Below are 7,147 nucleotides of genomic sequence, written 5' to 3'. Positions count from 1 at the left end.
GGCGGCCGAGGGCGTCGCCGCGATCGACCCGACGGACGCCGACGCGCTGAAGGCGGCGCTGGACGCCGCCACGGCGGTTCTGATCACCGCCGCGCCCGACGCCCACGGCTGCCCCGCCCTGCGCGCCCTGGGGCCGGTGGCGGGCGACGCCTGGCCCGACTGGATCGGCTATGTGTCCTCCACCTCCGTCTATGGCGACCGGAGCGGCGGCTGGGTGTTCGAGGACGGGCCGCTGAACGCCGCCAACCTGGAAGGCGCCCGCCGGGTGCGGGCCGAGCGCGACTGGCTGGACGGCGCGCGGGGCATGGGGCTGACGGTGCAGATCTTCCGCCTGCCCGGCTTCTATGGGCCCGGCCGGAGCGTGGTCGAGCGGCTGCGGGACGGGACGGCGAAGCTGGTCAGGAAGCCCGGCCAGGTGTTCAACCGCATCCATGTGGACGACGTCGTCTCGGGCCTGTTCGCTTCGATGGAAAGACCGCGCCCCGGCGCCGCCTACAACCTGACCGACGACGCACCGTCGCCGGCCGATGTGGTGGTCGAATGGGCGGCCGCGCGGATGGGCCTGCCGCGTCCGCCCGAAGTCGACTGGACCGACGACAGCGTTAGCGACGCCATGCGGCGCTTCTATCTGGATTCCAAGCGCGTCTCGAACGCCCTGGCCAAGTCAGAGCTGGGCTGGCGGCCGCAGTATCCCACGTGGCGCGAGGGGCTGGAGGCGATCCTGGACGCCCCGCCGCCGCTGCGGCTGGCGAGCTGAAATCGCTCAGGCCGCTAGCGACCGCTTCGCGAGCACAGCGCCCTTAGAAAGGCAGCAGGTTGCGCTGGCGGCTGTAGCTCATGGTGCCGACATTGGCGCCCAGGCGCAGGCCGACCCCGGTGCGGATGGGCGCCAGCACGATGCCGTCCGCCTGCTGATAGTTCACGCCCAGACCGGCGACCAGATAGGCCGAACCCTCGACGCCGGGATAGCGGCGATAGACCATGTCCGGGTGATACAGGCCGTAGACCAGGGTGAAGACCCGGCTGGCGTTGCCGCCCCAGTCCCAGCCGATCGAGGCGCCCTGCCAGAAGACCTCCTGCGAGGCGCTGAGGTCCTTCATGTGCAGCGCGCCGCGGCCATAGCGGGCGCCGACCACCACGGCGCCGGAGCCTTCCTCGCCCGCGATATAGGCCGTCGGCCGGTCGCCCTGGTCGGCGAAGACGCGCTCGATGGCGCCGCCCACGACCTCGGCGGCGATGCCCAGTTCGCGCGAGCCCGCCGCGACCAGTTCGTCGAAGGTGTAGGCCTGGGCGTTCTGGTCCGAGCGGATCGGATAGTTGGGATCGCGCGGCGGCGCCGAGGCGCAGGCCGCCAGAGACGAGGCCCCCGCGGCGGTCGCGAGGCCGGAAAGGATCATTTGGCGGCGATGCATGGGAGACGCTCCGAGAGGCGACGAGAGGACGGCCGGCTGGCGCGCCGGTCTTCGCTGCACCGTCCCCGACCTTTGCGGCAGCCTTGCGGCTTCAAGGTTAACCAGACCTTACGGGCGGGGCGGATCGGCAGAGACCTCGCGCACCCAGCACAGAAAGCACGCCGCTGACACGGCGCGGCGCGCGGCGCGTCACAGCGCAGCCATCCGGTTCAGCTCCGCGACATGGGCCTTGAATGCCGCCTTGCCTTGCTTTGTCAGATTGGCCCACGTCCGTTGGCGACCGCCTTGGGACGCCTTGGTCAGCGCCAGATAGCCTGAGTCCTCTAACAGCTTGAGGTGCTTGGACAAAACCGAGTCAGAAACGCCGAGCCGGTCCCTCAACAAGCTGAACTCAGCCCGATCCACCCCGGAAAGAATAGCGCAGATTTGCAGGCGTCCAGGCGCATGAATGACGGGGTCGAACCGAGGAAGCGGCGTCATCGGACGTCCCCGCCCAGTTCTCGCCGCCAAACGTGCATCCAGATCCGGCCGCCGAGGATCGCCGCAAAAAATCCGATCCCGCCAGAAAGCAGGAACAGCCAGCCCGGTCCCTGGAAGCGACCGTAGAGCGACATTCCCATCAGGCCGATGAAGAGAACGCCCATCACAATGGCGACCCATCTGGCGCGTGGCGGGGAGTAACCGCTCACCCACCATTTGAAGCGGCGGCGCCAGGATGTGATCATGAGCACCAGACCACCCAGTGCAAGCACTAGCATGAGCATTGACCATGGCGCCGGCAGGCCTTGAGCCGCGACCAGCAGAGCGCAACTGGCCCCGTACAGAACATCATAGCCAATCGGGTAAGTCGTTGGCGGCGCCACGCCTTCGCGGGCGGCCTTGATTGCAGCCAGGGCGGCCTTCGGGTCTTGATCCGACGTCATTCAGCACCTCTTTCCAATGCGGAAAGAGTAGCGTCATTTTCCGCCTTGGCAAGTCATCATTTTCGATTTTGGAAAGTGATGCTGATGAAGAGGTTCGCCATTGGACGGGCCGTGCCCGCCTACGTTTCCGGCCACCTTAGGGGCCGACGTCCGCGCTGGGTCGCCGGCCGCCTTAGGTCAGCATCACGCCCGCAGGCGGCCGCCCTGCTTCTCGACCGCCGCCACGATCCTGGCGGTCAGGGCGTCGATCTCGGCCTCGGTCAGGGTGGCGTCGCGCGGTTGGATCACGACTTCCAGGGCGACGGACTTGAAGCCGTCGTCCACGCCCTTGCCGCGATAGACGTCGAAGACGCGGACGTCGGCGATCAGGGCCTTGTCGGCGCCCGCCGTCGCGCGGACCAGATCGCCCACCGGCTTGGCGTCTTCGACCACGAAGGCGAAGTCGCGGGTCAGGGGCATCAGGGCCGACAGGTCGGCGGCGCCGCGCGCCTTGCCCGACTTGCCGCGCGGTTCGGGAACGTTGTCCAGCACGATCTCGAAGGCCAGCATCGGGCCGTCGGCGTCCAGCGCCTTCAGAACACGCGGATGCAATTCGCCGAACTCGACCATCACATTCTTCGGTCCCAGCTGCAGCCGGGCCGAACGGCCGGGGTGCCACCAGTCGCGGTTCGACCCCTGCGCCAGCTGAAGCGAGGCGACGGGCGCGCCGATCTCTTCCAGAAGGGCGGCCAGGTCGGCCTTGAGCGCGAACAGCGGGTCATCGGCGGCGCCGGCCCAATGCCGGGCGGCGTGGGGGGCGACCAGGGCGGCTATGACCGTGCGCTGATCGCCTGGACCGTCGCCCAGATAGATGGGGCCGATCTCGAACAGTGCGGCGTCGGCGAAACCGCGCGCGGCGTTGCGCGCCGCCGCCTGGATCAGGTTCGGCAGGACCGAGGGCCGCATGCAGTCCAGATCGGCCGCAATCGGGTTCTCCAGCACCAGCCGCTCATCGCCGCCGCCGAACAGGGCGGCCGTCGATTCCTTGGTGAAGGACCAGGTGACGGCCTCGGCGTAGCCCAGGGCGGCAAGCGCCCGGCGCGCCGTGCGAACACGGGCTTGGCGCGGGCTCAGCACGCCGCCGGCGGGGCGGGCGACGGGCGGCAGGGGCGTGGACGGCAGGGCGTCGAAGCCCTCGATCCGCGCCACCTCCTCGACCAGATCGGCCGGGCCTTCGACGTCGCGCCGCCACGACGGCGGGGTGACGATCCAGGGTTCGGCCTGACCGGCGGGAGCGGCTGTCACAAGGAAACCCAGCTGGCCGAGGATGGTGCCGATCCGGTCGTCAGCCAGGTCCATGCCCGTCAGGCGCTTCACATAGGCGGGGTCGAAGGCGAACGGCGCCGGGCTGGCCGGGGGCTCGCCGACGAAGACGATCTCCGACGGTTCGCCGCCGCACAGGTCCAGGATCAGCCGCGTGGCCAGCTCCAAGCCGGGCGTGACCGAGACGGGATCGACGCCGCGCGCGAACCGGTACTGGGCGTCCGAATGGATGCCGAGCGCACGGCCGGTCTGGGCGATGACCAGCGGGTCGAACCAGGCGCTCTCCAGGAAGACGTCGGTGGTGTCGTCGTCGCAGCCGGTCGATTCCCCGCCCATGACGCCGCCCAGGCCGATGGGGCGCTCGCCCCCGGCGTCGGCGATGATGCAGTCGGTCGGCGCGGCCGCATAGGTCTTGCCGTCCAGGGCGATCAGATGTTCGGGCTCGCCGCCTTCGATATGGGCGGTCCCGGCCGACACCTGACCCGCGCGCACCACGATCTCGGTCCCGACCAGCTTGGCCATGTCATAGACGTGCAGCGGGCGGGCGCGGTCGTAGGCGATCAGATTGGTCACATCGACCAGGCGGTTGATGGACCGCAGGCCGATGGCGGTCAGGCGTTTTTGCAGCCAGGCCGGCGACGGCCCGTTCTTGACGCCCCGGATCACGCGGCCGGCGAAGACCGGGCACATTTCGGGCGCGTCCAGCCGCACGGTGATCGGCGAGGGGAAGGCCCCGCGCACCACGGCGATGTCGAAATGCTTCAGCTTGCCCACCCCGGCGGCGGCCAGGTCGCGCGCGATGCCGGCGACGCCCAGCCAGTCGGGCCGGTTCGGGGTGACCTCGAAGTCGATGACGGGCTCCGCGCCGAACAGGCCGGCGACGGGCGTGCCCACCGGGATCTCCGGCGGCAGTTCCTGAATGCCGTCGCTTTCGTCCGACAGCTCAAGCTCGGACGCCGAACACAGCATGCCGTTGGACACCACGCCGCGCACCGACTTCTCGACCAGGGTCACGCCCAGGCCCGGCACATAGGCGCCGATGGGGGCGTAGATGGTGGTCAGGCCGGCGCGCGCGTTGGGCGCGCCGCAGACGATCTCCTTCATGCCGTCGACGGTGTCGACCTGGCAAACCTGCAGCCGGTCGGCGTTCGGATGCCGCTCGGCCGAGACGATCCTGGCCACGGTGAAGGGGGCCAGCTTGGCCGCGGGGTCGAGAACCTCCTCGACCTCCAGCCCGGCCATGGTCATGGCCTCGGCGATCCGATGGACGTCCGCCTCGGTCTCGAGGTGGTCCTTCAGCCAGGACAGGGTGAACTTCATGCCGCAGGCCCCGCCACCGTCGGAACGGCCGCCAGCTGCTCCAGAATTTCCGCGGCGCCGGTGAAGCCGACATTGTAGAATTCGCAGCCGACGAAGGTGCAGTCATGCATCGGGATTGTGCCCAATGCCTTGTCACCCATCGGCTGAAGCAGAAGATTCTTCATGCCGCCGCGAGAGTCGCCGAAGTTCGTCTCATCAAACCTCGTGCCGGGTCCGACCAGAACGATCGCCGGGCCATCTAGCCGGCAGCCAGTGAAGGTGCGCCCCACGACCGCGCCCTTGTCGCGGCAGTGCTGATAAAGATCGTGCAGGTTCAGATCGACGTTCTCGAATGTGGTCTGAGTCAGGTCGCGCGCAAGATTGACGGGGCGGTTGATCGGCAGCCGGCTCATGCTTGCACCGCGCGTGCGCTGAGAAGGTCGGCCTCGATCTGCTCAAGCAGATCCGGGGCGCCCGTGAAGCCCACCTGCACGAAGCGGCAGCGGACAAAGCGGCAGTTGGACATGCCCACGACACCCGCGATCATGTCGCCCAGCGGCTGAAGCAGCAGGGTTCGCGGGTTGGACGCCACGCCCATGTTGCAGCTGTCGAACGTCGTACCGTTCATGACCGCCATGACAGCCGGCCCCTCGATCAGACATTCCGTGAAAGTCTTGTCCTCAATGAACGTCTTGCCAGCGTTCATGTGGTGAACGGCCAACGACGGCAGCCACACGGCTTCCTTTTCGAAGGTCGTGCGGGCCACCAGTTCGCGGCCGAACTTTTCTTCGGCTGACATCGACGTTTCAGTTTGATCGGTCATCTTGAAATCTCGTTCAGCTCAGGCCCGAGGCCGGATTGGGGGCCGCAAAGGCCGAAAAGCCGTAGTGGGCCAGCCAGCGTGTATCGGCCTCGAACATGGGGCGCAGGTCGGGCACGCCGTACTTCAGCATGGCAAGGCGATCGACGCCCATGCCGAAAGCGAAGCCCTGCCATTCGTCGGGATCCAGGCCGCAGTTCCGCAGCACATTGGGATGCACCATGCCGCAGCCCAGGATCTCCAGCCAGTCGTCGCCGGTGTTGAACACCAGCTTGCCGCCGGAGCGGTCGCAGCGGATGTCCATCTCGGCCGAGGGCTCGGTGAAGGGGAAGTGGTGCGGACGGAAGCGGGCCTGGACCTCGTCCAGCTCGAAAAAGCGGGCGATGAAGGTTTCCAGCGTGGTCTTCAGGTGGCCCATGTGGATGTCGCGATCGATCACCAGGCCTTCGATCTGGTGGAACATGGGCGTGTGGGTGGCGTCCGAATCCTTACGGAAGGTGCGACCGGGCGCGATGATGCGGATCGGCGGCTTTTGCGACATCATGGTGCGGACCTGCACCGGGCTGGTGTGGGTCCGCAGCACCTTGCGCTCGCCCGTCTCGGGATCGGGCTTCAGGAAGAAGGTGTCGTGCATCTCCCGCGCCGGGTGCTTGGGCGGGAAGTTCAGGGCGGTGAAGTTGTGGAAGTCGTCCTCGATGTCCGGGCCTTCCGCGACGGCGAAGCCCATCTCGGCGAAGACGGCGATCATCTCGTCCATCACCTGCATGGTGGGATGGACCCCGCCCTTGCGTCGCGGCCGGGCCGGCAGGGTCAGGTCGACCCGTTCGGACAGCAGCCGCGCGTCCAGTTCGGCGGCCTCCAGCTCGGCCTTCCGGGCCGCGATGGCCGTCGCCACGCGGTCGCGCAGGCCATTGATCCGGGGGCCCTGCTCGCGGCGCTCGTCGGGGCTCATGGCGCCCATGCCCTTGAGCAGGCCGGAGATTGAGCCGGACTTGCCCAGGGCGGCGACGCGCACCTCTTCGAGGGCGGCGACGCTCTCGGCGCCGCCGATGGCGTTGATCAGGTCGAGTTCGAGTTGGGCGAGATCGGTCATTTGCGCCGTGCCTTAGCGGGCCTCGGCGCATTCGTCACCCTTGAAGGCGCGTTCAGGACGCGGCGGCGATGGCGGCAAGATCGGCGGCGGGCGCCGTCTTGCCCGCCCACGATCCAGGCCGGCGGGCGTCGACCGGCTCGACTGGCCTCCTCAAGGGCGCGACGCGACACCCGCGCGCCACGGCTACGCCGCAAGGTCAGACACTATGATCCGAGGCCGGACAATCTGTCGGAAACCCGCCGCGAAAGGTTCACGAACGGCAAAGCTGGCGTTAAATTTCAACCGATAAGCCGTCCTC

The 7,147-nt window shown here is 68.3% G+C and carries 8 protein-coding genes; 1 reads left to right on the top strand and 7 read right to left on the bottom strand.

All coding sequences use genetic code 11. The features are described 5' to 3' along the window. Positions 1-757: SDR family NAD(P)-dependent oxidoreductase (locus ACE3PU_RS08925; RefSeq protein WP_374388851.1), on the top strand; the 757-nt coding region annotated here is incomplete at its 5' end. Between the two features lie 43 nt (positions 758-800). On the opposite strand, the gene ACE3PU_RS08920 is transcribed toward ACE3PU_RS08925, so the two are convergent. The 7 genes from ACE3PU_RS08920 to pheS form a co-directional block, all read right to left on the bottom strand. Beyond that, complete coding sequence (locus ACE3PU_RS08920; protein ID WP_374388849.1) at positions 801-1,412, bottom strand: DUF1134 domain-containing protein; 612 nt, start codon at positions 1,410-1,412, stop codon at positions 801-803. A gap of 189 nt (positions 1,413-1,601) precedes the next feature. Further along, positions 1,602-1,892 carry a winged helix-turn-helix domain-containing protein gene (locus ACE3PU_RS08915; RefSeq protein WP_374388847.1) on the bottom strand — a complete coding sequence of 97 codons (291 nt, stop codon included), beginning with the start codon at positions 1,890-1,892 and terminating at the stop codon, positions 1,602-1,604. Next, positions 1,889-2,335 carry a hypothetical protein gene (locus ACE3PU_RS08910; protein ID WP_374388845.1) on the bottom strand — a complete coding sequence of 149 codons (447 nt, stop codon included), beginning with the start codon at positions 2,333-2,335 and terminating at the stop codon, positions 1,889-1,891. The genes ACE3PU_RS08915 and ACE3PU_RS08910 overlap by 4 nt, the downstream gene beginning before the upstream one ends. Positions 2,336-2,518: 183 nt before the next feature. Continuing rightward, complete coding sequence (pheT, locus tag ACE3PU_RS08905) at positions 2,519-4,957, bottom strand: phenylalanine--tRNA ligase subunit beta (protein WP_374388843.1); 2,439 nt, start codon at positions 4,955-4,957, stop codon at positions 2,519-2,521. After that, complete coding sequence (locus ACE3PU_RS08900; protein WP_374388841.1) at positions 4,954-5,349, bottom strand: hypothetical protein; 396 nt, start codon at positions 5,347-5,349, stop codon at positions 4,954-4,956. Before ACE3PU_RS08900 ends, pheT begins: the two co-directional genes overlap by 4 nt. Further along, positions 5,346-5,759 carry a hypothetical protein gene (locus ACE3PU_RS08895; RefSeq protein ID WP_374388839.1) on the bottom strand — a complete coding sequence of 138 codons (414 nt, stop codon included), beginning with the start codon at positions 5,757-5,759 and terminating at the stop codon, positions 5,346-5,348. Before ACE3PU_RS08895 ends, ACE3PU_RS08900 begins: the two co-directional genes overlap by 4 nt. Before the next feature lie 13 nt (positions 5,760-5,772). Further along, complete coding sequence (pheS, locus tag ACE3PU_RS08890) at positions 5,773-6,849, bottom strand: phenylalanine--tRNA ligase subunit alpha (protein WP_374388837.1); 1,077 nt, start codon at positions 6,847-6,849, stop codon at positions 5,773-5,775. Positions 6,850-7,147: the final 298 nt, after the last annotated feature.

It is taken from the genome of Brevundimonas sp. (assembly GCF_041911375.1).
Lineage (GTDB): Bacteria > Pseudomonadota > Alphaproteobacteria > Caulobacterales > Caulobacteraceae > Brevundimonas.
Note: the sequence above shows the minus strand (reverse complement) of the source record. Positions and strands in the feature narration are given on the sequence as shown.